Origin of the sequence: [Bacillus] enclensis (assembly GCF_001456935.1) — a bacterium.
Classification (GTDB): Bacteria; Bacillota; Bacilli; order Bacillales; family Bacillaceae_B; genus Rossellomorea; species Rossellomorea enclensis.
Map to the genome: position 1 here is coordinate 998,452 of NZ_KQ758483.1, position 25,938 is coordinate 1,024,389.

The 25,938-nt window shown below is 41.8% G+C and carries 31 protein-coding genes and 1 other RNA gene; 5 read left to right on the top strand and 27 right to left on the bottom strand.

The window, feature by feature from the left end; all coding sequences use genetic code 11:
* Nucleotides 1-4: 4 nt before the first annotated feature.
* The 11 genes from AS034_RS12600 to AS034_RS12650 all read right to left on the bottom strand — a co-directional run bounded on the left by AS034_RS12600 (nt 5) and on the right by AS034_RS12650 (nt 8,450).
* Nucleotides 5-625, bottom strand: a complete 621-nt coding sequence (locus AS034_RS12600) for a TetR/AcrR family transcriptional regulator (RefSeq protein ID WP_231938042.1) — start codon at nt 623-625, stop codon at nt 5-7.
* A 145-nt stretch (nt 626-770) separates the two neighbouring features.
* A complete protein-coding gene (locus AS034_RS12605) occupies nt 771-1,520 on the bottom strand; it encodes a phosphotransferase family protein (RefSeq protein WP_058298692.1) in 750 nt (249 codons plus the stop codon).
* A gap of 5 nt (nt 1,521-1,525) precedes the next feature.
* Nucleotides 1,526-1,831: a ribosome small subunit-dependent GTPase A gene (locus AS034_RS12610; protein ID WP_058298693.1), complete on the bottom strand. Its 306-nt coding sequence runs from the start codon at nt 1,829-1,831 to the stop codon at nt 1,526-1,528.
* Between the two features lie 26 nt (nt 1,832-1,857).
* Complete coding sequence (locus tag AS034_RS12615; RefSeq protein WP_058298694.1) at nt 1,858-2,325, bottom strand: GNAT family N-acetyltransferase; 468 nt, start codon at nt 2,323-2,325, stop codon at nt 1,858-1,860.
* Between the two features lie 47 nt (nt 2,326-2,372).
* Entirely contained in the window at nt 2,373-3,224 is an 852-nt protein-coding gene (locus AS034_RS12620) for a DUF2785 domain-containing protein (RefSeq protein ID WP_058298695.1), read from the bottom strand.
* 122 nt (nt 3,225-3,346) lie between these two features.
* On the bottom strand, nt 3,347-4,261 hold the full coding sequence (locus tag AS034_RS12625) for a helix-turn-helix domain-containing protein (RefSeq protein ID WP_058298696.1): 915 nt from the start codon (nt 4,259-4,261) through the stop codon (nt 3,347-3,349).
* Between the two features lie 190 nt (nt 4,262-4,451).
* Nucleotides 4,452-4,823, bottom strand: a complete 372-nt coding sequence (locus AS034_RS12630) for a VOC family protein (RefSeq protein ID WP_032088321.1) — start codon at nt 4,821-4,823, stop codon at nt 4,452-4,454.
* 65 nt (nt 4,824-4,888) lie between these two features.
* Nucleotides 4,889-5,701 (bottom strand): hypothetical protein, encoded by an 813-nt coding sequence (locus tag AS034_RS12635; protein WP_058298697.1) that lies wholly within the window; start codon nt 5,699-5,701, stop codon nt 4,889-4,891.
* A gap of 32 nt (nt 5,702-5,733) precedes the next feature.
* The gene (locus AS034_RS12640) at nt 5,734-6,714 is read right to left on the bottom strand and encodes a DUF2268 domain-containing putative Zn-dependent protease (RefSeq protein WP_058298698.1); all 981 of its coding nucleotides are present in this window, start codon (nt 6,712-6,714) and stop codon (nt 5,734-5,736) included.
* Nucleotides 6,715-6,777: 63 nt separating this feature from the next.
* Nucleotides 6,778-7,521, bottom strand: a complete 744-nt coding sequence (locus tag AS034_RS12645) for an ABC transporter permease (RefSeq protein WP_032088318.1) — start codon at nt 7,519-7,521, stop codon at nt 6,778-6,780.
* Nucleotides 7,522-7,538: 17 nt separating this feature from the next.
* Nucleotides 7,539-8,450 (bottom strand): ABC transporter ATP-binding protein, encoded by a 912-nt coding sequence (locus AS034_RS12650; RefSeq protein ID WP_058298699.1) that lies wholly within the window; start codon nt 8,448-8,450, stop codon nt 7,539-7,541.
* Between the two features lie 193 nt (nt 8,451-8,643).
* Here AS034_RS12650 and AS034_RS12655 point away from each other — a divergent pair, with 193 nt between their 5' ends.
* A complete protein-coding gene (locus tag AS034_RS12655) occupies nt 8,644-9,063 on the top strand; it encodes a VOC family protein (protein WP_032088316.1) in 420 nt (139 codons plus the stop codon).
* Nucleotides 9,064-9,155: 92 nt separating this feature from the next.
* On the opposite strand, the gene AS034_RS12660 is transcribed toward AS034_RS12655, so the two are convergent.
* The 10 genes from AS034_RS12660 to AS034_RS12700 all read right to left on the bottom strand — a co-directional run bounded on the left by AS034_RS12660 (nt 9,156) and on the right by AS034_RS12700 (nt 18,076).
* Nucleotides 9,156-9,944, bottom strand: coding sequence for a nucleotidyltransferase domain-containing protein (locus tag AS034_RS12660; protein WP_058298700.1), 789 nt, complete (start codon nt 9,942-9,944; stop codon nt 9,156-9,158).
* Between the two features lie 66 nt (nt 9,945-10,010).
* Nucleotides 10,011-11,687: a ribosomal protection-like ABC-F family protein gene (abc-f, locus tag AS034_RS12665; RefSeq protein ID WP_082641682.1), complete on the bottom strand. Its 1,677-nt coding sequence runs from the start codon at nt 11,685-11,687 to the stop codon at nt 10,011-10,013.
* A 508-nt stretch (nt 11,688-12,195) separates the two neighbouring features.
* On the bottom strand, nt 12,196-13,092 hold the full coding sequence (locus AS034_RS12670; RefSeq protein ID WP_058298701.1) for a cupin domain-containing protein: 897 nt from the start codon (nt 13,090-13,092) through the stop codon (nt 12,196-12,198).
* A gap of 122 nt (nt 13,093-13,214) precedes the next feature.
* Nucleotides 13,215-14,249: a sensor histidine kinase gene (locus tag AS034_RS12675; RefSeq protein WP_162266031.1), complete on the bottom strand. Its 1,035-nt coding sequence runs from the start codon at nt 14,247-14,249 to the stop codon at nt 13,215-13,217.
* A gap of 867 nt (nt 14,250-15,116) precedes the next feature.
* Nucleotides 15,117-16,019: a hypothetical protein gene (locus tag AS034_RS12680; RefSeq protein WP_058298703.1), complete on the bottom strand. Its 903-nt coding sequence runs from the start codon at nt 16,017-16,019 to the stop codon at nt 15,117-15,119.
* A gap of 25 nt (nt 16,020-16,044) precedes the next feature.
* Entirely contained in the window at nt 16,045-16,446 is a 402-nt protein-coding gene (locus AS034_RS12685; protein ID WP_141687709.1) for a GNAT family N-acetyltransferase, read from the bottom strand.
* Between the two features lie 36 nt (nt 16,447-16,482).
* Nucleotides 16,483-16,860 carry a nuclear transport factor 2 family protein gene (locus AS034_RS12690; protein WP_058298704.1) on the bottom strand — a complete coding sequence of 126 codons (378 nt, stop codon included), beginning with the start codon at nt 16,858-16,860 and terminating at the stop codon, nt 16,483-16,485.
* Nucleotides 16,857-17,291, bottom strand: a complete 435-nt coding sequence (locus tag AS034_RS12695; RefSeq protein WP_058298705.1) for a hypothetical protein — start codon at nt 17,289-17,291, stop codon at nt 16,857-16,859. The genes AS034_RS12690 and AS034_RS12695 overlap by 4 nt, the downstream gene beginning before the upstream one ends.
* Nucleotides 17,292-17,394: 103 nt before the next feature.
* Nucleotides 17,395-17,582: non-coding RNA, 6S RNA (ssrS, locus tag AS034_RS22365), on the bottom strand.
* Between the two features lie 56 nt (nt 17,583-17,638).
* A complete protein-coding gene (locus tag AS034_RS12700; RefSeq protein ID WP_032088312.1) occupies nt 17,639-18,076 on the bottom strand; it encodes a peptidylprolyl isomerase in 438 nt (145 codons plus the stop codon).
* Nucleotides 18,077-18,252: 176 nt separating this feature from the next.
* On the opposite strand from AS034_RS12700, the gene AS034_RS12705 reads away from it, so the two are divergent.
* Nucleotides 18,253-18,549, top strand: coding sequence for a phage holin family protein (locus tag AS034_RS12705; RefSeq protein ID WP_244888148.1), 297 nt, complete (start codon nt 18,253-18,255; stop codon nt 18,547-18,549).
* Between the two features lie 48 nt (nt 18,550-18,597).
* On the opposite strand, the gene AS034_RS12710 is transcribed toward AS034_RS12705, so the two are convergent.
* Together AS034_RS12710 and AS034_RS22750 are read right to left on the bottom strand one after the other, a co-directional pair.
* Nucleotides 18,598-19,119: a type 1 glutamine amidotransferase domain-containing protein gene (locus AS034_RS12710; RefSeq protein WP_032088311.1), complete on the bottom strand. Its 522-nt coding sequence runs from the start codon at nt 19,117-19,119 to the stop codon at nt 18,598-18,600.
* Nucleotides 19,120-19,181: 62 nt separating this feature from the next.
* Entirely contained in the window at nt 19,182-19,322 is a 141-nt protein-coding gene (locus AS034_RS22750) for a hypothetical protein (protein WP_156416143.1), read from the bottom strand.
* Between the two features lie 211 nt (nt 19,323-19,533).
* Here AS034_RS22750 and AS034_RS23415 point away from each other — a divergent pair, with 211 nt between their 5' ends.
* Nucleotides 19,534-19,800 (top strand): hypothetical protein, encoded by a 267-nt coding sequence (locus AS034_RS23415; RefSeq protein ID WP_032088310.1) that lies wholly within the window; start codon nt 19,534-19,536, stop codon nt 19,798-19,800.
* 247 nt (nt 19,801-20,047) lie between these two features.
* Nucleotides 20,048-20,242 (top strand): IDEAL domain-containing protein, encoded by a 195-nt coding sequence (locus AS034_RS12720; RefSeq protein ID WP_058298706.1) that lies wholly within the window; start codon nt 20,048-20,050, stop codon nt 20,240-20,242.
* 113 nt (nt 20,243-20,355) lie between these two features.
* Here the strand turns inward: AS034_RS12720 and AS034_RS12725 are convergent, their stop codons facing one another.
* From AS034_RS12725 to AS034_RS12740, 4 genes are all read right to left on the bottom strand, one after another.
* Nucleotides 20,356-20,763 (bottom strand): YbaN family protein, encoded by a 408-nt coding sequence (locus AS034_RS12725; RefSeq protein WP_058298707.1) that lies wholly within the window; start codon nt 20,761-20,763, stop codon nt 20,356-20,358.
* Nucleotides 20,764-21,368: 605 nt separating this feature from the next.
* Nucleotides 21,369-22,493 (bottom strand): Ger(x)C family spore germination protein, encoded by a 1,125-nt coding sequence (locus AS034_RS12730; protein WP_058298708.1) that lies wholly within the window; start codon nt 22,491-22,493, stop codon nt 21,369-21,371.
* Between the two features lie 5 nt (nt 22,494-22,498).
* Nucleotides 22,499-23,599: a GerAB/ArcD/ProY family transporter gene (locus tag AS034_RS12735; protein ID WP_058298709.1), complete on the bottom strand. Its 1,101-nt coding sequence runs from the start codon at nt 23,597-23,599 to the stop codon at nt 22,499-22,501.
* A 27-nt stretch (nt 23,600-23,626) separates the two neighbouring features.
* Nucleotides 23,627-25,120, bottom strand: a complete 1,494-nt coding sequence (locus tag AS034_RS12740; protein ID WP_058298710.1) for a spore germination protein — start codon at nt 25,118-25,120, stop codon at nt 23,627-23,629.
* A gap of 561 nt (nt 25,121-25,681) precedes the next feature.
* Between AS034_RS12740 and AS034_RS12745 the strand changes: the two genes are divergently transcribed.
* A partial coding sequence (locus tag AS034_RS12745; RefSeq protein ID WP_058298711.1) for a transposase occupies nt 25,682-25,938 on the top strand: 257 nt, incomplete at its 3' end.

Here is a 25,938-nt window from a genome sequence, read left to right on the forward strand (position 1 = left end):
AAGATTATTTATAAAATGATTTTTTCAATAGCTCGGTATATGAATCGAGCTCTGCGAGGATATCTTCTTTGTAAATGTCTGCAACCGACATCGAACTTGCCTTTGCCTGCTGCTGATTTGCAAAACCTTCGAACGTCCAATAAATCACCTGAATGGCCTTGCCGACGTCGATGCCTTTACGGAATTTCCCTGCATCAATATTGCTGAACAATTTAGAAAAACTGCTCCCGGTCAAGTTTTCCCTTATCTTATCGACTTCATTTTTGACTTCAGGATCAATTTCATGAAAAACACTGTTCAGGAAATTTATTAAATCAGGGTAAGTAGAAAACAACTCGAACTTAATGACCGACACTTGACGGATGATTTCAAAAATATCCCGTTCTTCCATGTCAATCCGGTCATAAATCTTTTCTGCGAACATATCCGATAGGTACTCATAAAGGGATAAATACAATTCTTTTTTACTTTTAAAATAATGAAATAAAATTCCTTTCGAAATACCGGCTTCCTTTACAATCGCATTCGTGGAAGCACGCTTATATCCGTTCTCGGCAAAAACTTTTGTCGCTGCGTTGATAATCCTGTCTTCTTTTTCAGTATCGATATTCAATGTCTTAAACAATATAAAACAAGCCCTCCTTCTGATGGACAAGTCATTGACCAGTGTGGTCAATTCCATATTACTCCTTTTGACCACACTGGTCAATGATAAATAAAAAAACATCCCGGAGTGGTTTTCGGTAACCACTCCGGGACGGCCTTCTTCTTTAAGGGCAGTATTTATTTACAATGGCAAGAAGCCGTTGGCTATTTTCATTCGAGACGCTTTCGGATAGTCTTGCCCCTGCTACGATTGGGGCCCAAATGAAGATTTCTTCTTTTGATAAACCGCTTTTCTGACAATAGGACCTTAAATATAATTCGGCCAATTCCAATGATATCTGTGAATAAAGCAGATAGGTACGGTATGCATCTGCTCGTATATCCCCGCTGCTCGAGTCGATCCAGTCGATGATGGTTACGGATCCACCTTCGGACATGATTAAATTATTCAGGTGAAAATCACCGTGGCAAAGTCTTCCCTCGAATGTGATCTTCTCTAATTTATTGATTAAGACATCCTTAAGCCTTTGTGATAATTCCCCCGCACCCTTGATCTGATTGGCTAATTTCCTTTTCATGGGTTCAAGCCCATCCATTTTCATTGAATGAATTTTTAGCTGTATGTCAACAGAGAGATCCATGTAATTCCCGGTATCCCCAGGAGAGTCTGATATAAGTTCTCCCAATGTTTTTCCCTGCACATACTCCATTATGATCGCTTGCTTTCCCTCTATCATTTTTACCTCGAGGATTTTGGGTACCGGCAGGCCGGCCGAATAGGCCAGCTTCTGTTTATCCGCTTCATACCCAGCCTCTCCGCAAGGCAGCAGTTCATTAAAAATCTTGATTACATTGCCCTCATCCAGATAGATGCTCGCAGTATTGCCGGAAGCAATTGGATTTCCCAGATTCATCCCATTTACTCCTTTGATTTTATGATAGGTTCCTGAAAAAGTTTTCTCTGTTTCATATAATCGACTGCTTTTGTTTTGTTCTTCTCTTTAGCCACATGCAGGGCTTCATTTTTTTCGCGGTAATAGGCAATGAATCGATCTTTCGAGAGTAATCCGTCAATAATGGATTTTTGAACAGCACATTGCGGTTCTGCGGTGTGGCTACAGTTCGAAAACTTGCACCGGGCAGCCAATTCCTCTATATCTTCGAATCCCTCTAAGTCAAATTCCTCTGAGCAGGCAAGATCATACTCTTCTTTTTTGAAATTCATTGTTATCCCCCTATAAAAAAATACCTTCATTCAACATTATATTCCATACGCAGAAATTCATATGTACCGCCGTTCGTATCCTGCATGAACTTATCAATGGCTGTGAAACCATTCTTCATGTATACCTTTATAGCCCTTTGATTGAATGCCGCAACCGATAAGGTGATTTTATTCGGTTTAAATTGATTGATGACAAAGGACAGCCCATCTTTCAAAAAGTCCGTTCCCTTCCCGTTCCCGGTCAAGTCCGGCCGCATACCGAGGCCGATCTCACATACCCCGTCATCAGACCTGGATATGCTGAAAAAGCCGGCAACCGCTTCTTCTTTTAGAGCGGTGAACACTGTTTCTCCCCGGAATTGCGGATCTAGGAATTCAGCCAGGTCCTCTTTATCCGCTTCCATATTATAAAAGGCATACTCACCATCATAATGCCAGCCGTAAGCAATCTCTTCCGCTTCTTTTTGAGTCATCTTTTCAAATTTATATGACATGTTAATCCCTCTGTTCCTGCCAAATTCATTATTCCACTTCATCGGTACTAAAGTGCACCCAGACACTTTTCAATGCTTACCCGAATGGAATCGTACTTTGATGAGTGATTGATCTTTATATAAAAACTCTTTAAGAATGTTTTCGTATTGGAAACCAGGAGCCAGTATTTTTCTTCATCAAGCTCTGGCTTTTTTCTCTCCAATTTAAGCTTTATTCCATCTACTAAACTCTCTATTTTGCTTGACTCAAGACCTCTGTTCAGCATTTCAATAATCGGTGTGAGCACCCTTTCATCTTCATCGTGCAGATAGACGCTGTCTGTTACAAACATCTTATTCCATATCGGATGGAGGATCTCAGGATAAAGATCACGGTTGATTTTTGGATTTTTTATAAGCTCGTCAAAGGCGTCTGCCACATGTGCAATGCTGTGCGCCCACCCTTTTTCGGGAACATACCCTCTTACATCCTTTTCTTCGTTGATATACCTGATCAAATGATCTCTCACCTGATCAACCTCCATTTGAGACAGGAAATCTTCTTCATTATCCCTGAATAAGATGAGGGCGATGAGCAGAGTGGTAAACGCCCTGGTGAACACGGTATCCGTTTCCTTATCTCCTATTCCATAAAACAATAGATGATTCAGGCAATTTTGAAGCATCTCCTTTAAGAGGTCCGACTCCAGGAGATTATCTTCAATGATCAGTTGAAAGAATAAAGTGTAGATCAATTTATCCCTGAGTACTGGATCCTTTGATCCAATATGAGTGCACATAGACCTAACTGCCATTACAAGATCTATATCCTCCCACGCTTTTTGGCCTGACTTAATTTCTGACAGTAATACCTTTAAATCGTTTTCACATAAAACAGTTTTATCTGATTGTCTATTCATGGATTATCTCCTTTTTTGATCATTGTTGTTCATACATTCAATTATTTCAAATATTACAAATTTATACAATGCTTTCACAGTAAAAAAAGCCTATCTGATTTCCAGATAAGCTTCAAGTACGTTCAATTATTTTCTCCTCGATCAATAAATGGGGCAATCCCGGCCATTTCACTGTTTCTCTTTTTTGAGATTGCATCACAGGCAAGTTCATTCAAAAACTCCTTTTCAATAAATGGAGCAATGGCTGCTAGGGACCCTATTCCTTTTGTTTGGTAACAATGTTCTGCACATTCCCTTATTACTTCTTTGCTAATGAAAGGGGCAATGGCTGCGAACCCTTCCAAGCCACGGCGTTCATAATCTTTTTCGGCACACTCATCAATGACTTGCTGGCTTATGAATGGGGCCATAGAGGCAATGCTCTCCAGTCCGTTGTATGAAACTTCCTTTTTTGTACATTCGTCAATCACTTTCTGACTAATGAATGGGGCAACGACGGTAAACGAAGATAATCCTCCTTTTTCAAAGGACTTGAGAGCACATTGATCCATGATATCCTGACTGATATAAGGGGCAATGGCTGAAAGGCCTTCGATACCACCTGCTTCAAGTTCTCTCATTGCCAGTTCATCTATCAGTCCTTGATTGATGAAGGGAGCAACCGATAATAGATCTTCCGAAGTAACGTCTCCCTTGATACTATTGACTAAATGATCTGCCTGATCTTGGGTCAAAATCGGTGCTGCTTCAATAAATTCTTCTTTTCCTATTGGTTCTGTTTTACTCAAATCATCATTTTTCACTAGTTCCTTGACGAGCCTGATCCCTTTGCCATTCGCAAGTATTTCGTCAATGCTGACTCCAAATATCTCCGCGAGCTCCGGAAGCTTTGAAATGTCAGGCATCGTCTGTCCGCGCTCCCAATTACTGATTGCCTGAAAGCTGACTCCAACCTGGTCTGCAAGATTCATCTGAGTAATCTTCTTCTCTTTCCGCAATTGCGCGATTTGTTTTCCGACTTTGTTCATATCGAACATTGCACTCACCTCATTTCATGGAATACTTCAAGTGTATCTCACAGATATATATAAGGGTATCAACTGATAGTTGAATATTGAACAAATACTCTTCAATTAAGAGTTGAGCAATACCCTTCTACCATGCAAAAAGCCAGTCTCCCAGTCTTATTACCCTGGGAACTGGCCGATTTTGTCTGAATTTGATTTCCTATCTATGTTGATCAATAAGTATCGGATTTCCATCAGGATCTTCGAGTGTAATATGAGCAGGCCCTTCACCAGATTCAACTGTCTCTGTCAGAAGGGTGAGCCCTTGAGACTTTAGTTCTTTCTGAAGGTCACGGACATCGGTAAAGCTGTCAAGGTTCTCTGCATTCTGATTCCACCCAGGGTTGAAGGTTAGTATATTTTTTTCAAACATTCCCTGAAACAGGCCGATGATGTGATTTCCGTTTTTTAAGATCAGCCAGTTCTGTGAGATGTCTCCACCTAATATTTCAAAGCCCAGCTTCTCATAGAATTCTTTTGATTTGTTTATATCCTTCACATTAAGACTTACTGAAAATGCACCCAGGTTCATTGGTATTCCTCCTAAAATTCGAATGATTACCATATCGAAAGTATAGATATGCTTTATGTTTTTCCTCAATCCCTATTATTGCGATTCATAAACAGGTACCCGACCATTCCCAACAATAATATCTTGTGATTTTCAGGAATCCGATTTGTCATCCCCACCATGTCATTATAAACATCCCTGAAAATCTCTGTATGCTCATGAGGGAACCTTCCATTATAGAAACGCGCCCAAAGAAGTCCGTCCCTGTCATAAAGAGTGAAGTTGCCGGTGAAGCCTGAACTTTTCACCTGCAGAAGACACTTCCCTTCTCGATCTTTAAGCTCTCCCTTGATCGTAAAAACACTCTTTATTTCTTCTTGTATGTATGCACCTGTAAAATCCCCTTGAGTATTATAGATTTCCACAATGCTTTGTTTAAACCCTCTGCGTCGGCAAGTAAACACGACATCGCCTTTATTCGAGGTGAATGCGATTTCTACCGGTAAAAATGTGAATGATGAGGATCTTAAAAGAATAAACAGTCTGGCCCACCAAGGAACATTAGTCAAATGAAAGGAACCCAAGAAGCTGCCGTTTTTTTCGAAAACAAGCATTTTAGGCATCCAACTGGCGTCTTTTTTAAAGATGATGTGATCTATCTCCAAAATATTTCGGCTCGAACGGGGTATTGAGATGCCCTTCACTTTCTTGTACTTGCTCCGGCTGCCAATTCCAACCCCCAGCATCATGAGTGCCGGCATTAAAAATGCCACTGCCTCCATCCACTGTTCCACAGAGTCTGCGCCCGTGTAAAACAGGAACCCCGCACCGATCGCAACCAAGGTAATAAATGCTATATAAGCAAGCTTCTCTCTACGTTTATACATATCAGCTATCATTCTATTACTCTCCTCATCAAGCGGCAGCTTCCCTATGAACCTGCCAATAACGTTTCGTATTCACTTTCCCTGACAAGTTCTTCCGCTTCAAGATTTGTCCATTCCTCTACAGGCACATCGGGATGATCCGCTAAATAGCTCTGCACAATCAGATTGCCCATCATATAATTTGCCCATCTGGGAATGCTCATGGAGGGATCCCCGAAGAACCAGGATTGATAAAGCTCCATCTCTTCTGCCATGCCGCTTTCCTGAAGCTGTGCAAATGCTACTTCAAGCTCCTCTTTATTCACTTCCTTGGTCCATGGGATCTCCACATCCGGATATACGTTTTGTGCAAATGCATCACCTTTTCCTTCGAAGATGACAAAGTCCAATAATGAATCATAGATTGGATTGTTTTCCATCGAAACAGCGTGATGATATTCATGAGCAATCGTATAGGAAAGCCTGTCTACCTTAAACGATGGATCAAGAAGCAATAAAATGACATCTTCATCGAGCGTCCAGGCAGCCACGCCTCCCATGCCTTCCATCGGGAGATCCGGATTGACCGGCAGTACATAGATGGTTTTATCCCCGCCTGACAAAACCCCGGTTGAGGCATCCAAAGCGTTTTGGATTGCTGCATTGGTCTTATCCTGATCGCGGATCAACTGAGCTGTCTGCTCTTTCAACTCGTCAATTCGATGAGTTATGGTCACATTGGGAGGGATGTCCATTTTAAGGATCATTTTCTGTTCTGATATTCTTTCGAGCAGCGGATCCTTCACGGTGTATCGATACGTGCCAAGTGTATTCAGAAGACTGTTTTCCTCCACTACTTCAATATATTCAAGTGTCTCTTCGTAAAATGGAATGATGGTGAAGTTCTGTCCCCCCGCAGAAAACGTTTCTGTCTTCTGCGGAGGCAGATCTCCATTATGGACTGTGATGTTCTCTTCTTCTTGGGAGCAGGCAGTTTGGAGGATTACTAGTAATAACACAAAGAGAATGAATGCGTAGTTTCTCATCATCGGCCCCCTCTCGTAAAATTAAGTATCAACCGCCAGTCACAGGAATATCCCTATTCAACATTAGCTTCTTGCTGACCGCAGAAACCGCGGATATGCCATAAATGCAATGACACAGCCGGCAAGTCCTGCCCCAAACAGGATGAATGCGTTGAAGAGAATGTCTCCTGCAGTTCCGTTTTGAAGAATGATTTCCTTATATCCTTCGATTGCCCAATATTGGGGCATCGCCTTGCTGATGGTCTGCATGAAGCCCGGCATGAATTCAACAGGAAGCCATAAACCCCCGAGCATAGCTCCTCCAAGCGCGATCACCTGTGTAAAGGCGATTCCCATATTTTCGGTTTTCACCAGCACAGAAAGAGCCATCCCCCAGCCTGAAACAATAAAAGCAAGCATGATGGATAAGAGGATCAATGCAGCCGGATCTCCCAATGGCAGGTCATAAACCACTACTCCAAAGGTGAACAGGACGGCAATCTGAATCAAGACGATGAGCATGAATGGTATCCATTTTCCTATGAAATAGTCTCTGACTGGCAGCGGGGTACTGGCAATCCTCGCGACCATCCCTTTATCCCGATCCTTTATAAAAACGATGACCATGGAGATCATGATGTAGAATGCGAACATGATTGTATAACCGGGAATGATCTGAGTGACGACTTCCTTGTAGCTCGTATTCTCATCCCCCGAAAAAATGGCCACAAACGCAATCATAAATACGATAGGTAAGATAAACGTCCAAAACCATAAACCTTTATCCTGTATATTCTTCTTTAATTCAGTCCGTGCGATTGCCCACATGGTTATATCCTCCTTTTCTATGAATCCCTGAGCTGAGTCCCGGTCAATTTAAAAAAGATATCTTCAAGTTTCGGCTGATACAGCTCGAGCCTGCTCGGTTCGATCCCCTTTTCGCGAAACTCTCCAATCAGATCGTGGAGAGAATTCAATGGCCTTTGACTCTCTAACAGGAACCCATTTCCTTTAGGTTCAACATGACCATGCCCGGCCAGCAGCTCCATCTTCACTTGATCACCTGCAATGAACAAGGACGGTTTATTGTATTTATCAACCAAATCCTCCATCGTTCCAAATTCGATCAACCTCCCTTTATCGATCAGGCCGATGCTGTCACAAAGCTGTTCGACTTCTTCCATATAATGACTCGAATAGATGATTGTGCTTCCTTCTGCCTTCAGTTGATTGATAATCGAAAAAATCGAGTTGCGCGATTGCGGATCGATGCCAACCGTGGGTTCATCCATGATGATGATCGCTGGTTTATGCAGCAGGGAGCAGCCAATGTTCAATCTCCGTTTCATCCCGCCCGAAAATGTCAACACCTTATCCTTCCCTCTTTCCTTTAATCCGATCTGTTCCAGCACTTTTGCTGATCTCTGTCTAAGAGTTTTGCCTTTCAAGCCATAAAGACTGCCGAAATAAATGAGGTTCTCTTGAGCTGTAAGTGTCTCTTCCAAACAAATATCCTGAGGTATGTAGCCAATCCTCTGTTTGACTTTCATCCTGTCCTTCACAACTGAATTATCCTGAACCCTGATATCCCCTTCGAAGCTTTGTAACACACCAGATAGAATCTTCATCAATGTCGACTTCCCTGCCCCGTTAGGCCCTACAAGCCCAAAACAACTTCCTTCTTCAATTGTAAAATCAACTCCGTCCAGTGCCTTAAGCGAACTATATTGCTTACTGACATTTACAACCTCAATCACAGTACACACCCCTTTTCTAAGATGGTCTTCTACTAATATATTGGATATTAATTGATATACGATTAACTTTTTTGAAAGTTTCAAAAAGATGATTGGCCTTAGATCCCTTTTCATGTCCCCATTCTTTTCTTTATATGTACCATTTAGAATATGTTAAGATAAAGAACACACTAATCAGGTTAGGAGAATGGAAATGGAAAAGACGTTAGACCACATAGGCGTAGCCGTCAGGAACATTGAAGACACCATTCACTTCTACGAAAATGTGCTTAGTGCCACCCTGATCGACCGGTACAGAAGTGATGCAAAGGGCGTCGAGAGCGAAATCGCAATCATGGACGTGAACGGTGACAGGACGGAACTGCTTGCACCGACGAATAATGAGACCTCTCCTATTGCGCGGTTCATCAGGCAAAAAGGGAAAGGTGTCCATCATATCGCGTATCGAGTGGATGACCTTGATGCTGCTTTAGAGGAACTGGAGCAACAGGGTATACGCATATTAGAGGATAGTCTCCGTGTAAACAAGCATGGAAGAAGATTGATTTATTTAAATCCTGCTGATACAGAAGGGACGATTATTGAGTATTGTGATTATCCTGATTTGAAATGATGTAAAACGAGGAAAAGGGATGGTTCTCTTGTTTGAATACCATCCCTTTTCTTAACAGCCAGAATCCTTCTTTAAAAATGTCATCTCGCCTTTCAATAACTCCCATCTTCCCTTTTCAAAATTGTCTCCACCATCATTTTCATGAATGAACCCGTCTGCACATCTTCATCATCAAGCTCTTCCTCGATCCATTGAAGCTCATTTTTTAAGAGATTCGCGATGTAACAGGCAGCCTTCTTGTGATGAGTCGGGGTCATCATTTCATAGATCTCAACAATTTTATCTTGCTTTCCCTGTGGCAAGTCCCTGTGAATGGTTTTTAATCCCAGAAGCGCCCGATTTTTTGCGTATCTCGACAACAGGATGGTCGTTACATTCCTCATTGAATGCCGCAGCATCTCAGGAGCCCAGGTATGGTTGCCTCTTTCTGCTGCTTTCTTATATTGAAATAGAAACCAAGCGGCATCCAGCACGCTGTCTTTGAAACCATCTTTGGTAATCGTCAGGTGTTGGGCAGCTTCATACTTTTTCATAAGATTTTCCGGATCATAAAGGACCGTAAAGAAATCTTTCTCTTGAATGGTCTTTTCCGTCACTGTAAACAGGTCAATGTGAAGCCAGTCTTCGTAAATCGCAATGATCTGCGGTGCAATGATGAATATATCATCGTAGAAGATCATCTCCTTATAAGCTTTGAGGTGATCGAGCCGCCTACCCAGAAACTCCTTCTCTTCCCCTTCTTCAACAAGACAATATAAATCGATATCAGAATACTCATCATGTTCATTCCTGCCCATAGACCCCTTTAAGAAAATACTCCTAACACTCCGATCTTTTTTTAAACTAGCAGTCACTTTTTCTACTGCAATTTCCTGCCGCATGCTGTTTTCCCCCTTATTGATTAAATCAGAGAAAGAGAAATCGTTTTCCCCTTCTCCGAGTTATTATTAGAGCAAGCTCTTCTTTGTGTCCAACTCTCTTTTATATTCATCATAGTTTCCAAAGTAACTTTTAAATCCATAATTTTCGATAGAAATCACTCTTTCACTCATCTTGTTGATAAAATAGCGATCATGTGAGATGAAGAAAATTGTCCCTTTAAATTCCTCAAGAGCTTCCTCGAGCGTTTCAATTGAATCTATATCAAGATGGTTCGTTGGTTCATCAAGAATCAATAAATTAATATCTTGAAACATAAGCATCGCAAGTCTTAACCTGATCCTTTCTCCACCCGATAAATGCTTTACTCTTTTAAAAACGCTGCCTTTATAAAACATAAACTTAGCAAGGTATTCGCGTGCTTTCCCTTCCAAAATCGAGATATCTTCCCTGAACGTTTCAAGGACCGTCATATGTTCATCCTTAAAATGAATTTTCTGAGGCAGATATGCAGGTTTTACATTGGCACCCAGTCTGATATCACCCTGATCCCATTGTTCTTCACCAAGAAGCATTTTCAGTAACGTCGTTTTACCGCTTCCATTCGATCCAATCAGAGACACTCTTTCACCGTATTGGATCACCAAGTCAGCCTCGTTGAAAAGTATTCTATCATGGTATCGTTTTGTCAGACCCTCAGACTTGATTGCAACCTCTCCGGAACGCACGGCATCTTTGAAGTTGAGTCTCATATTTCTTTTTTCAAAAACAGGCTTATCGATCAGATCCAGCTTATCGAGTTTCTTCTGGATACTCGCAGCCCTCCTGAAGAATTTATTGTTATCTGCCCTTAATGCCCAATCCCTGAGGCTTTTTACCTGATTTTCCATACTGCCTATCTTTTTTTGCTGCTCCCGGAAATGCTCGTATTGAATACGTATATTTTCTTCTTTCTGCCTGACAAAGGAAGAATAGTTCCCTTTGTAGGTCTTGGATTCCATGTCCTCGATTTCCACGATTTTCGAGACTACATGATCGAGAAAATAGCGGTCATGGGAAACGATGAGGACGATTCCCTTATAGCTCTTCAGGTAGCTTTCGAGCCATTCGATCGAATCCATATCGAGATGGTTGGTCGGCTCATCCAACAGCAGTATATCAGGAGCATTGATGAGGAGCTTCCCGAGCATGACCGTCGTTTTTTCACCGCCGCTTAAGTAATCAAAGTCCCTGTTTAAAAATTCTTCCTCAAACTTCAGCCCGGTACAAATCCTGCCTAATTTCTCTTCTTTCTCATATCCACCCTTAACTTCATATAACTGAATGAGATCGCTGTATTTTTTCAGTGCTTTTTCAAGAACATCACCTTCGAGCGTCTTCATCGCTTCCTCTATGTCACGCATTTTTTTCTCTATGAGCTGAGTTTCTTCGAATGCCAAATTCAGAACATCGATGACCTTCAGTCCTTTCGGCAGCTCCGGCATCTGTTCAAGATAAGCAACCTCTGCAGTTTTCGGCACGCTCACAAATCCTTCATCATAGCCGTAACTGGAGGTTTGCGGGTAGCCTGGATAGTAATGCATCGGCTCAATCCCCGCAATCAATTTCAGGATGGTACTTTTTCCGCTTCCATTGATACCGACAATGCCGACCTTCTCGCCGGTGAAAATCTCAAACGTGATATTCATCAGAACCAGGGTGGCTTCCTTATATTTTTTCACGCCATTCAATGATAATTCCAGCATGCTTTTTCCTTCTTTCATCCATAGTGTGCGTCACGCTCTTATGGACAGCATCAAGAAGTACTTTCATACTTATTTAATTAACTAAAACTAAAAAAGACCGTAAGAAGATAGCACTTCTTACAGTCTTTTATACTCGATTTTGCGACCATAGAATAGTTATTTAAACGCAACCTGCGAATGAAAACAAAGAGTCCGCCTTTATGCAGGGTCCCGATATTAAACCGGTCCCTCACATCCTATTGATGATCATCCCGAGCAAAAGTAAGCAAGTACCTTCCAAATTGCCTGATTCCATTTAAGAACATAACAAATAAGCCTATCTTGAGTAGGTATTGCCGTTCTGAATAAAATCCCTATTAATTTTAAATAAAATTAATGTTTAGCAATTTGTTGGTTCCATAAACTTACTTTCCCCCTTACACATTTTCATTATTATCTCATTTTTTCTTGTATTTGTAAATTAATTATTTCGGATAGGCATAATCTCTTCTCAACTTCATCCCCGCAACTAACCCCAAAAAGATCCAAAGTACTTCCTGCCATGTTCAGCTTCCTCGGCCGCCATTGCATCTGCCTTAGTCTTGTGGACAGTGCCTTTAGGATGTTGAGGAGGTGCATAGATGGAATAAAGCTTTAGAGGCTCATTTCCCGTATTGGTAAGGTTATGCCATTTCCCTGCTGGAATCACAATCGCAAAGTCTTCTTCCACATTCCGCTGGAAATTCAGGTTATTCGGATCATCCCCCATCTGGACTACTCCCCGCCCCTGTTCGATTCGGAGGAACTGATCGAGATTTGGGTGGTTTTCAAGTCCTATATCCTCCCCTACACCAATACTCATCAATGTTACCTGAAGATGTTGCCCGGTCCATAATGCTGTCCTGAAATTATTATTCTGGAGTGTTGCATCATCAATATTAACAGCGAACGGTTCAGGTCCGAAATCCATCCTGCTTTCAAGGGAGGATTTCAAATGGTTCAAACAATCTGCATGCTCCCAATCGCCCATGCATGCATTCAATAATGTTTCATATATCGCGGGATTACTAGTAAGCAAGGTACCCAATCTGTAGTGTTCATAGCTTTCAAGCTCCGACTCATAACCTCTTTGAAGACCCTCAAGGTAACTGTAAAAGGGAACCTGCTGTACGTTGTACATCGGCTCTGCACCAGTCATCGAAGTATAAAGACCTGTCAACTGCTGCCACTGCTCCCTTTCGTCTTCAGCTATTCTGACGAGGTTGCTTCTATGTTCTTCATCTGGCGCCAAACCTGCCATCCGGCTGTAAAAATCGACCGCAGCTGCTTTACTTTGTATACCTGAAAAAAGAAGCTTCAGTACTTGTTGTTGATCTTGTTCACCCCTCGACAAGTGATCGGCATAAGTATGATAAGGATAATACATTTACACTCATTCCCTTCTGTTTTTTACCACGATATGATATGCAAGGAAGACAGTAAATGTGTGTTTGCCCACAGAAGGCCAGTTCCTCTGTGCCTTGATCGCAAAGAAGGACTGGCCTTTTCTTACATAACCTTTGTCTCTTTTTCATAAACTCTGCAGGAAATCGGAAAGGACAGGATGATGGATGTACCCCTATTCTTCTTACTCACTACTCTTACTGTACCGTTCATGCCATCTACCAATTGAAAGACGGTCATCATTCCAAGACCCGTTCCGTTCTTACCTTTCAATGAATAATAAGGTTCGCCAAGTCGTGTTATTTGTTCTTTCGTCATTCCGATTCCATTGTCTTTGATGATGATGCATAGCATGCCGTCTTCTTCATAACTGCAAATTTCCAGTGCCCCTCCTGACTCCATTGCTTCGATCCCGTTTTTCATCACATTGATGAGAACCTGCTGCAGCTTATTGGGGTCACCTTTAATGGAATGCTGATGCAAGAGTTCAGCTTCAACAGTTATTCCTTTATTAACCGCTAGGGGCATGATGATTTCCTGTGTATGACTGATTTCCCTGGTCACATCCACGTCAACTTCCCTGTCAGGATGTGGTTTTGCAAAATTTAAGTATTGATTGATAACTTCCGTTGCCCTGTCTATTTCACTGACCGCTATCTTTGATAGTTCTGTATTCGTTGGTGCATCCGCGGGGTTTTCATTGATCAATTGCAGGAAGCCTTTAACCGTAGTAAGGGGATTCCTCACTTCATGACTCATACTCGCAGCAAGTTGGCTGACCACCTGCATTTTCTCGTATTTAATTGCTTCAAGCTGAAGAATATAGGTTGTACGGATCATTTCACTTAAATAAAAGACAAAAAAGGTCGAACCCGTCAATGTCGCAGAATAAATCAAGAATGCCGAGTAATCATTAAAACCGAAAAATATTGAAGGGAGCAAAAGACCAAGAACGGAATATCCGAATGAAAAGAACGTAAACCAATAAACCCTCTTTACCCAGGCCTTACCTGATAGATTAGGTGTCAAATAGTATATGGCAACTGTTGAAATAATGGTGATGACGACCGTAATGAAAAAGCCGGGTCCCATAAAAGGAAGACGGACAGCTATCATCGTAATTGCCAGTAATGGAAGCATCTTTCTCCCCCCATATATGCCGCCGAGGAGAAAAGGGATGAATCGCAAATCATAAAAGAATCCGTCTTTAAGCTTTACAGACAGGAGCAGGCTGAGAAAAATCAAAAATGTACTGATTAAATAGATAGGAAAAAAATTTATTTGAACCTTATATACTCGTTGTCGCGAAAGATGGTAAAAGCTTGCCAATAAAATCATTATCAGAATGACAAGTAGATTTATGAGTAAACCGTTGAATAAACCAGAATGGTCCATCGGCAATGCCTCCGTTAAGTATAGTTTCAAAATAGGATGAATAATAAGAATAAATAAAAATCAATTACTATTATACCTGAGTTTTGACAGATTGATAGAGAAACTTATACTCCTAAAAAACTGTATAAGCCCGCTCTTTACTCATTTTCCTGGGTCCAAGAAGGGGCTATCTGAACAAATTTAAAGGTTTTAATGGAAGGGATCCCGGGAATAGAGTTGTTATCACAAATATTTTTTATATACTGGGGGAGGAACTTCAATGCTTGAAACAGCAGGATTTTCAATATTCCTTATAATCCCATTGGCCATCATTCTGATTCTGATTGGCGTGACCATCTGGTTTTTTAAAAGGAAATCAAAAAGGGACAGGAACTTTTAAAGAATATAAAATATTTGGAAAAGAGAGTTTTAAACATGGTGCTGGGAAAAAATGATTTAGTCAAAAAAACCCGAACTAATTTGCATGAGGTGAGGCAAATTAGTTCGGGTTTTTAATTTGTTCATTGTACATATAGGTTTTAGCTCATCCAACGGTTGATTGGAGTGCAAGACTCCCACTGTAAGCGAAGTGTTATACAGTACTCCTTACCGGTATTGACTCTGCCAAAAAAGTTACTTTATGATACCACCAGTTTTTCGGAATATCTTCATCGTATATGAACTCCACATATCTTCCAGATCTGCTGAATCAACAATCTTCCACGCATTAAAAAATGTTTGCCCACTTTTATTAAAGAATTTATTATCACCTATACAAAAAGATGCATGCTGAATGATGCCATTCTCATTTTCCCATGTCACAACGTCACCATCCCTTATTTCTCCGTGCGCGATCTGATGGTAATTCGCTCTCTTCAACCCCAGACTGAACGTTTTTGGATGGACCCACTCATTGATGATCCACTCATGCCGGATAATCGCAAATAATGTTGCCGCCAAACAATTGCCTCCCCCGGAAGAAGGAAAGACATTTGCATATTTCTGCAAGTGCGGGTGAGATTCCAGTGAATGCCCGTAACAAACCCATTCTTCCCCCTGCTGTGCAATCTCACTGATAAGGTCTCTCTTAACCTCATATCTGAGCTCTTCCCACATGGCTTTCTGCAGAACGATGAACTGTTTTCCACCTGACTTCAGAAGATGCTCATGTGGTATCGAGTCATCAATCCTGTTCTGTGAGACCTCATAAATCAGTCCACTTCCAGCTTCTTTTTGACTGTGAAATAACTGTTTTCTTCTTGCTCTAGGAAGCCTGCCCACCCAACTTGACTCTGCAACAATGACAAATTCAACATTTTTAGATAAGTTCCAATATGTATAGCTGTTTTGCCATTGAATCTGATTATAAGTAGAGTTGGCTGAAAATTCTTCTTTCGGAATGACTAAAACGTGATCTAGGTACTCTTCAAGATTCACGAGTTCATTTTCCGTCAGAAAGAACAAATCTTTTTCAGGGATAAATGCTTCGGTCCAACGCTTGATCGTCTCAGATTCAGGCTTCATATGTATTTTCAATTCCCTTCACCTCTTACTCCGTCCATTACCTTTTCTTACGGTGCATAATATGTTGACGACTGCTCATTTTAAAGTTGTTTTTTTCGTAAAAGGGAATCAAGTCTTTTTCACAAAATAAACTGATGATATCGATGTGAGTAAGCTCATCCAGCAATCTGGAGACCATCATAGTGCCAATCCCTGTCTTCCGATATTCCTCATTCATCACCACATCTTCAATATATGCCCTGAATTCCCCGTCACTCACTGCCCTTGCGAATCCAATGAGTTCATTGTCATTCCAGGCACCCACCGCAATACCACCATTGAGGACTTTCTTGATCTGAGTCTCTTCTCTTTCTTCCCACCAATCTGCTTGTCTATATAACCTCATCAAATCAGCAGGGTCGATCCGCCTCTCCTTGAAGCTCAAATACTGTACAGGCACACTTGTCCCCCCCAATTTTTGCATGGATAATCAATCTTAAAAGACCCCATTCTCATTCGGTGATTCACTCGGGATCGGCTGCCCGACATCCCACATCTCCACAATCCTCTCACCTTCAAAACGGAACAAATGAACAACAGCCGCACCAATATCCCCAGGATGCTGCCTTACATGAGAATGAACCGCAATTCTTTCTCCTTCCTCCAACGCATGTTTGACCTCGAACATCTTTTCAGGGTTCTTATGGGCATTTTCCTCCATCCCCAGGATGATGGATTCTGCATCTCCGCGGAAATAAGGATTATGATGAAGGAATTCACCGCTTGTAAATTGTACGAACGCTTCCCGTACATCCCCCGCAGCCACCATCTGCAGAAATGACACTGCCGTCTCTTTTCGTGAACTCATATTCATAACGACAACCCTTTCTTTTTTAGAGTAATTTCGTGAACATTCTCAACAGGAACACCTGCTTCTATGTAGCTTCTTACCAGCTTCCAACCAGAACCTTTTACTTTTTTGAATGTGTTAAAGAACACATTAGCAGTTGCCATCGAATTTCCTTTTATGATGATCGTTGCTGATAAAACGGCCATTACTTCATCTTCCCTTAGAGGGAGGGTGTATAGTTGGTTGATATCCCACTTAGCTTCGTTCTCATTAACAAATTGAAACCCCTGCTTCCACCCGTTTATCGATTCTTCATAGCCGAAATCGAATATTTCCCCATTAGATATTTCCCTGGCTTGGTAATCACGGGATATGTACCTTTCCATCTCAATAATCGATGACTTCTTCCACGCAGCCAGAAATTCTTCAAGAAACCCTTCAAACGTTTCTTTCATGATAAGTCCCCCTTCAATAATATACCTTTCAAAAAATTCACACTTTTAAAATATACAAGATAAAAGGCCAGCTCTTTAAAAGAACTGGCCTGATGTTAAAAAAGTTAGAGCCACATTTGCCGTAATTTTAGATAAGAAAGTTTTAAACCACCACTCCTCAAAGTGGGTGTTTGCAGAAGATTTCCTGTCGTCCTCTATCGCGGAGGCTTGACATTCCGGCTTCGATATAAAACTCCCTGTTACAGTTTAAAGGTTAAAACTTCATTATGATTACGTACAACGCAGCTTGTATAGTATATAGTATATCATTTGACCCGGAATTTCAACCGTAAAATCTCAGGAAATGATTACGCGTCGAATACTTCGACTTTCTCCATTACATCCCCATTTCTCATGGACTTCACGATATCCATACCGGATGTTACTTTTCCAAAAACAGTATGAACGCCGTTCAGGTGCGGCTGAGGTTCATGAACGATGAAGAATTGGCTTCCGCCTGTATCTTTGCCGGCATGCGCCATGGAAAGGGAACCTTCCTCGTGCTTATGAGGGTTTCCTTCTGTTTCACATTTGATTGTGTAGCCTGGACCACCCATCCCGTTTCCATTCGGGCATCCACCTTGGCTCACGAAACCTGGGATGACACGGTGAAAAGTCAAACCGTCATAGAATCCTTCTTTAGCAAGTTTTTCAAAGTTTTCAACAGTGCCTGGTGCTTCATTCGGGAAAAGATCGAATTCCACCTTTTCACCTGTTTGAAATTGTATGTATCCTTTTTTCGCCATTTAAAACAACTCCTACTCTATAAAGTCATTCATATTTTATCATTGAAGGTTTCCATTGTCACTTTTAACATTAAACTGTCTTTCCCATCCTCCTGAAAAATGTTGTCCAATCAGTCATGAACCTCCAAGTGGACTGAATAGACTAGTAGCAGGCTTATTCAAAAGGAGGGCTGCACTTGACTGATTTACTGAGCGGCATCACCATTCATCCTCAATTAACGATTCTTGTGCCGGCTTTATGGGTATTAGGTTTTGCACTGAAGAAAACACCGCATATTCCTGACTGGCTCATCATCTGGATCCTGCTGGCCGCTGGTGTGGCAGCCAGCACTTCAACACTCGGATTGGATTTCAACGGAATCGCCAATGGGTTCATCTGCACGGGAGCGGCCATTACGACTCATCAATCGTTCAAACAGACGTTTGTAGCAAGAGTGAAAGACGAGGATAAAAGACAGCGGAATAAAAAATAGCTTAAAAAGTGCAGAAGCCGTCCTTACCCGGATGACTTCTGCATTTTTTCATTCAGCCATTACGTTTATAAATTCCCTCATATAATCCGGCAGATCAGGCGGCCGGCGGCTCGAAATGATGTGACCGTCAACTACAACCGGTTCATTCACCCATGTGGCACCGGCATTTACCATGTCATCTTTGATCCCCGGGGTACTTGTGACTTTTACACCGTTCAGTATCTTGGCAGATATCAATACCCAGCCGGCATGACAAATCTGTCCGATAGGCTTTTTCTTTGAATCCATGGCTTTAACCATTTCAATGACCTCCGGGAATCTCCTCAGTTTATCAGGAGACCATCCGCCCGGGACAAGTACCGCATCATACTCTTCAGGGTTCACGTCTCCAAATGTCAGGTCGCTGACGATTGGAACACCGTACTTTCCTATGTATTCCTCATTTGCCTTTTCCCCTGCAATATGTACTTCGGCACCTTCCTCCCTTAAACGGAGAACGGGATACCATAATTCCAGGTCTTCAAAATCCGCGCTTACAAGCTGAATGATCTTCTTCCCTTTCAGTTTCATCCTTCATCCCTCCTATGCTTTCATTGTGCTTACAAATCCTGATCTTTGCAACCAAAAGCACTTTAATTATACGGACTGTATTTTTTTATCGCTTTGATGATCGTATTGGTTTGGATAATGGAGACGACAACCGCAATCACTGTCATCATGCCCCCGCTAATGTAAATGATGGCTGACAATTGTTTACCTGTCACTTTTCTCATGAATATCACCTTTCCCGACTGAATATCATGGTGATATTATTCCATTAATTAGAAATATTATAACCCATGTTTTTTTATTATAAGTACGCTCTTTCGAAAGATCCTTCTAGAACCATTGCTAGTTATTGGATGCTCAAATATGTTTAAAAGGAGCGATGAGGGGAATAACAAAACCAAACACAAGACAAAAGGTTTTAGGAGGAGAAAATACATGAAAGTTAATAAAACATTATTAGTCGGAGCTACTGTAACAGCAGGTTCATTAGGCTGGCTGCTTTCTTCCAAAGAAAACAGAAACCATCTGCACAATATGAAAGAGGGTTTGATGACTAAAATTAAAAAACGCAAATCCGAAGACCTGCCGGTAGATAAAGGCGGTAATCCAGATCCCCAGAATATTGAGGACAATTCGATGGTCAGTGAAGGTGCTATGACCTCAGTTCAATATTATAACGAAAAAAAGCAAGATAACGAATAAAACAAGCAGGGGTTAGGATCCCTGCTTGTTTTATTTTTGACTTTATCAGTTTCAGTCCCGATTACGAACCGTAAACATTCAAAATCCACAGAGGACCCTTTTTTCTTAGATCGAATAGTATTTGCCAAGTGCTCCTTCTTCTAAGGCGGATTAGCAAACCGGCGATCGAAAGTAATTTTTTTAGAAAAAGTTTGAAAATTAAGAAAATAGTTAGTATAATAGAAAAAAGGTCAAGGAGTTGATTCTTATGAAGAAGTACTTGCTAAACGCACCAAAGCCTGATTTAATCACACTGGACTCTTTAATGGCAGAAATGATTTTGGATAAAGCTCTGCTTTTATTCCGAAAAGAGCAGATTGAGCAGAACATCGACCGGGCATTGCGAGACGGAGACAAGAATGAATTCCTGAGGCTGACCGGGGAGTTAAAAGCTATGAACTAAATTATAGGCCGTTACTTGAAGGCTATTTAAAAGGGACGAGCCCAGGCTGCAGAGCCGGGCGCCGTCCCTTTTTATGTGGTTGAAAACAGCCGGTAAAAGTGGCCGCTCCCGCGTCAGTTCGCTTCATTCACCTCATCACCTTGCCGATCGGCAGGAAGGGTCTTTATTTTTCTCACAAAATAATAATGTTTGTACAACGCCAGTACAATCATTATGATCCTGACAAGCAGGATGTCCACGTACAGAACAGACAGCAAAATGAAGAAATCGGCCGTCAGATTGATCCGGATTTTCTCTTTAAGAGTCAATCCCTTCTTTTGAAGGAAGGCGAGGACATATTTATTGTATATTTTGGTTCCTTTAAACCATGCATCAATCCGCTTCGAACTTTTGGCAAAACAAAAAGCAGCAAATAAATAGAACGGACCGCCAGGAAGGACAGGCAGCACCGTGCCGGCAAGCCCAATTCCAAGCGATACGATCCCAAGCAGCATAAACAGAATACTTTTTATCTTTTTCATAGATCATTTCCCCTACAATTGTCATCAATCCATTTATTCTATTTTAACTATAACAGGGATTTGTTGTTATTTGTTAAGGAGATTTCTGTTAAAGGGGGTTCTATTTGTGAGGTTTGGGGTGGTTTGGGGTGCGGCAGCCTTGGGGCGGGTTTTTGGTCGGCTTGGGATGAGAATGGGGCTGTATTTGGGTACTTTTGAATCTTGAAGCGGTGATTGGATCTGTTTTTGAGTACTATTTGAGTCTTTGGCGATGCTTGAGGGGATTGTAGGTACTGTTTGAATTTTAAGGCGGGGCTTAAGGGGGCTTTTAGGTGATTTTTTGAGTTTTTTGGGGCGCAAATATTACATATTTTGGATATTATTTTGAAATTGGCAGGTAATCTTTCGAAAAATGGATTTTTTCTTTCGATTTTGGGCCGGAATCTTCGAATTCACATCGATAATCTTTGAATTATACGATTAATTCCGCCACTTACCCAAAATACCCAAACGCAAAGCTCCTTCTATTCACAAAAAAGCCTGCACCCTCCCCCTGATTCCTTACCCCAAAAGAGACCCACCCCCATGAGTCTCTTCAATCAACATCTTCTCGTTCAACAGAAAACTTATTCCACCACACCCGTCCTGACAATCGTAAAGTCGACCCCAACATTTACTTTCATATCTTTATACATGGAATGCCATTTTTTCCTTGTTAAATCAGAATGAGGGACGGAGCTGCGATACACTTCCCCAAATCCGAATACATCTGAACCAACCGATTGACAATTCTTGATCAACTCTTCAATTTCCTTCTTCATGGATTCACTGATTTTTTCGTCCAGCAACTTCAGGTTTTTGGGGTTCGTCAAATCGATTGTTCGATTGATTTCCTGCAGCCGGGCATTCATGGAAATTTTTAAATCGAACTCATTCTTCTCTTGGTCTGCAAGTTGGATTTTACTTTTGCTTTTGATTGTATCGAGCGCGATGGCAACTTGCGACGAAGAGTCTTGACCTTTCATCAAGCTTGCATTTTCCCCATTTCTGAGAATCATTTCAAAATTGCCTGCCTCGTAATGGTCATTTACCAATTTGACGTAGAATGCCTGCGTTGGTGTGATCGTCCCCACCATTTTGTCGTTTTTCAAAATGGCCATTCCGGCAATGCTGATGATGTCGTTTTCCATTTTTATGAGCGGCAGGATCGGGTCGACGCCGACAGAATAATAATCATGTAGCATTTCATGGAGTGTCGGAGAAGGAATCGTTTCTCCCTTGATGTTCTGTTCTATTTCTTTAAATACATATTGCCCCGGGTCGGAGAATTGCTCATATTTTCGCCCGAGTACGTCACTCGCTTTCCCGTCCACCACAGCGAGATACGTCAGATCACTGATAGAATGATCCCTGCTTAAGGTATCCGCCAGGTTGATGAGTCCGTCTTCCGCCACTTCCTTACTGTAAAGTGCCACGCGCAGCTGACCCGACATCAACTTTTTCGGTGATTTCTGATTTGCCTTGATTCTTGCCCCTTTACTCGTTAATCCATCAGTTGAGATGACATTTGTGCTCTCCATTGATTTAGGATCTGTTTCCAGGATGAGCATCGTCGTGTGTATGCCTTCATCAAGTTTGTCATACCCTACTGTTGTGATCATCCCGATTTTCTCCAGAGTCTTTGGATCCGCACAGGAAGTTAGCTGCAGGACCATCAGGACAGCAATAATGGATATGCATATCAATTTCATACTTCTCACCCTTTCTTCGTTACTTTCTTCTTAATGATGACAAGAATGTACAAAATAACGGGATAGCAGTAGACAACGTAAAACGATATTTTCGCAAAATTATTACTTAAGGTGTTGATCTGTTCTCTAGTTACAAAAAATTGGATGACGATAAACATAACACCTGCAAATATCCAAAGAAACCACTTTTCACTTTTTTGAAAGATTCTTCCCATCCCCCTTGCAGCAGACCACACATACAGCATGAGATTCGGCAGGATGATGAGCATCCAAAATGTAATGGCCACATATTCAAAGCGCTCGATAAATGGAAGACGGACAATTTTAAATAAAGAAAGAGTGCCCCATACCGTCCGTCCAAGCTGTCCTCCGCTGAAATAAGTCAGCGATACGAGCATGATGATCAAATAGATGAGAGTCGTAAACGCCAATCCGATCTGTACATACAGATTGGTTTTCTTTTTTTCTTTCACAAAAGGGTAATAGGAATAAATGAGTTCAAATCCGATGACGGTGAAGGTCATTGCATAAGCCCCTTTTGCAATTTCCAGGGCATGTGAATCAAACAGAGGAAATACATTTTGCCAGTTGGCGAATTTAAGCGGATAAGCAATCAGTGCAATTAACCATATCCCTAAAAACACACTGAAAAAACTCACTCCGACAATGGTCCGGAAACCTCCAAGTGCCCCGTATAACACCAACATCAGCAACGTTATGGCAAGAAACCAGGTGGGAACCTCAGGAAATACCCACGCCTGGACTACTTCAATATAATTCCGGATGACCACAAGAAATGCACCCAGACAGTAGGATACGTAAACGAGATTGATAAAAGTACCAATCCATTTTCCATATATATCACGCTGAATACCGTAAATATCTGAACTCTCATAATGACTTAAGGTTTTCACGATAACAAAACCGATGATGCTCGTTACGACTCCTGAAAGGAGGACGGACATCCATGCTCCGTGCTTTGCTTCAGCATAGATGATTCTCTGAAACCCCTGGACACCTACACCCAATTGAGCAGTATGAACAATGAACATGACAAGGAAGGCGTTAATCAGGGACTGCTGAGGGGGATTGATGGATATTTTCATGAGTCGTCTCCTTTCAGTTTAATTATTTTATTTCTCCTCATCATACTTCTGGGAATCCAACGGTCTTGTCTGGAAAGGGCGCTTCGACGTCATCGAGAGCGGCAGCCGTATGATGCTATTCGTCCAATCCCTTAACCTGACTGGATAAAATGGGGCCAGGAAAGGACTGCCCAGACTTGATTGCCTCAAGAGATGAATGAGCAGGAAGCAAAAGGCAAACATTGTTCCGTAAAATCCCCAAAACCCTGCCAGAATAATGATTGGAAATCTCAAAATCCTGATCACATTACCCATCATGAAATTTGGCGTTGTAAATGAAGCCAGTGCCCCAAGCGCCACAATGATGATGAGGATATTACTGGTGAACCCCGCGTCCACGGCAGCAGTTCCGATAACGATACCTCCGACGATACCCATCGTTTGGCCCACTTTGGTCGGAAGCCTCGCTCCTGCCTCCCTCAACAGTTCAATGATGAATTCCAGCAGCAGTGCTTCAATGATCGGCGGGAACGGGACCCTCGATCGCGACTCACTCAACGGGATGAGGAGCGGCTGGGGTATAATTTCATAATGAAAGGTCAGGGAAGCAACATAGACCGCGGTGAAAAACACGGAAAGCAGCATCGCGATCATGCGCAGCATCCTAAAAAAGGAAGCTACCTGCCATTTGACGTTCTGATCTTCCATGCTTTGAAAATATTCGATAAAACTTTGAGGACACCCGATCACGAGCGAACTTCCGTCTACAAGAATGATGATTTTTCCGTTGAGGAGCCACGAGCACGCCCGGTCCGGACGCTCCGTCAGCACCATCAGCGGGAAGATGCTCATCGAGTTATCTTCAATCAGCTGCATGAGGACCGAACTGTCCATAACTCCGTCTACAGAAATATTGTTGATACGCTGTTTGACCGTCTCCACCATCTCTTTGGATGCGATACCGTCTATGTACATAACTGAGATCGAAGTCCGGGTCTGTTCACCGAGAATCATCGATACATTGGTTAGGTCGGAATTCACTAAATAACGACGGATCAGTGAAACATTGGTAGTAAGGCTCTCATTGAATCCAAGCTGCGGGCCGATCACGATCGATTCATTTTCAGGTTTTGATAAAGCGCGCCTGTCAGTTGTTGGGATCATGACAGAGACGACATTTGCGAATCCTTCAACATGAATCAGGACAGCCCCGCCGAGCAAAGCGATCACTGCTTTTTTCAATTCGGGAGTTTGTTGGACATCCCCAGAATTCATTTGGCTTTCCACGACCTTCGGCTCAACAGACGTTTCATCAAGTTGACCGAGAACATCACGATTGAACTTGTTTCCATCTATCAAGCCTTCTATATAAATGATGGTGAGATTAGGCTGCACATTGATGACCACCACATCAGAGCTGTTATGCAAACTTGTTTTGACCGATTCTATAAACTCCGATGAGGACTCAGCCAATTTGACTTCGTGCACATCGGTCTTTGTTTTCTTCTTATCGGGACTCTTCTTATTTTTCTTGAAAATCATAATGGCCCCCTTCTGTCTTATCATTTTTGGACAATGTTATCAGCTTCGTCGAGAGCGGGTGAAAATATACGGTGAGATTGGATCGTGAGTGGGTTTATTTTTTTGATTTAGGATTGGAGGTAGTTGTGAATTGGCTTGGAGGCTTCGATAGGATGTAAACGGTGATTTGTGGACTGAAAAGGCATAACGATATTTGGGGAATGGAGCGTTTAAAAAAAGTGTGTTGCGGGATTGGGCATTGAAGACATGAAATGAAGTTTTGGTTTTAAAAAGGTGTATTTAAAAGGTGTATTTAATGGAAGTTTTATTATTTCAGTGAGGATTGGAGGCGATTTGAGGGTGTATTGGGGTTTCTAAGCGGTGATTTAGGCTGGTACGGGGCTGGTTACATTTGTCTTGGGAATTAATCTTTTAAATTTGAGGAGGAATCTTTCGAAAAACGGACTTATTCTTTCGATTTCGTACCGGAATCTTCGAATTCCTAAAGTTAGTCTAAAAAGTGGACACACAAAGATGATAATAGGGCATAACTATAACTATTATTAATAAGGACGTGTATCCATGGGAAAGTATTATACAAACGAATATAAAGAATACGTAGCTAAAATGGTTGCTGAAGAAGGTAGAAAAGGGACTGAAGTGGCTTATGAGTTAGAGATTCCTTATGCTACCATGATGCGCTGGGTCAAACTTTACAATGAGAAAAAGGCTGCTGAACAATCCGGTGAGCACATCACTCCTTCCGAATTGGAAAAGTTGAAAAAAGCACACGACAAGGAACTCAAGGCCCTGAAAGAGGAAAACGAAATCCTAAAAAA